Source organism: Nocardioides astragali (assembly GCF_024436375.1).
In the GTDB taxonomy this organism is placed as follows: domain Bacteria; phylum Actinomycetota; class Actinomycetes; order Propionibacteriales; family Nocardioidaceae; genus Nocardioides; species Nocardioides astragali.
The window spans coordinates 1-671 of the sequence record NZ_JAFMZM010000013.1; the positions used below are offsets into that span (position 1 = coordinate 1).

1 protein-coding gene is annotated in these 671 nt (G+C 69.0%); it reads right to left on the reverse strand.

The features are described 5' to 3' along the window. Nucleotides 1-671 (reverse strand): acyl-CoA carboxylase subunit beta (locus tag J3P44_RS24755; protein ID WP_305122963.1); only part of this gene is annotated, 671 nt, incomplete at both ends.

A 671-nucleotide genomic window follows, 5' to 3' on the forward strand; every position in this document is an offset into this window, starting at 1 on the left:
GGGGTGATGACGGCGTCGACGTAGCCCCGCTCGGCGGCGATGTAGGGGTTGGCCAGCGTGGTCTCGTACTCGTCGATCAGCTCGGCCCGCCGGGCCTCGACGTCGCCACCGTCGTCGGCGACCTTCGCCAGCGTCTTGCGGTGCAGGATGTTGGCCGCGCCCTGAGCGCCCATGACGGCGATCTGGGCGGTGGGCCACGCGACGTTGATGTCGGCGCCGAGGTGCTTGGAGCCCATCACGTCGTACGCCCCGCCGTAGGCCTTGCGGGTGATGATCGTGATCAGCGGGACGGTCGCCTCGGCGTAGGCGTAGATCAGCTTCGCGCCGCGGCGGATGATGCCGTCCCACTCCTGGTCGGTGCCCGGCAGGAAGCCCGGCACGTCGACGAAGGTCAGCACCGGGATGTTGAACGCGTCGCAGAAGCGTACGAACCGGGCGGCCTTCTCGGAGGCGTCGATGTCGAGGCAGCCGGCGAGCTGCATCGGCTGGTTGGCCACGATCCCGACCGAGCGACCCTCGACACGGCCGAAGCCGACCAGGATGTTGGGCGCGAACAGCTCCTGGACCTCGAGGAACTCCTCCTCGTCCAGCACGGCGGTGATCACGTCGTGCATGTCGTAGGGCTGGTTGGCCCCGTCGGGGATCAGGGTGTCGAGCGCCCGGTCGAGATC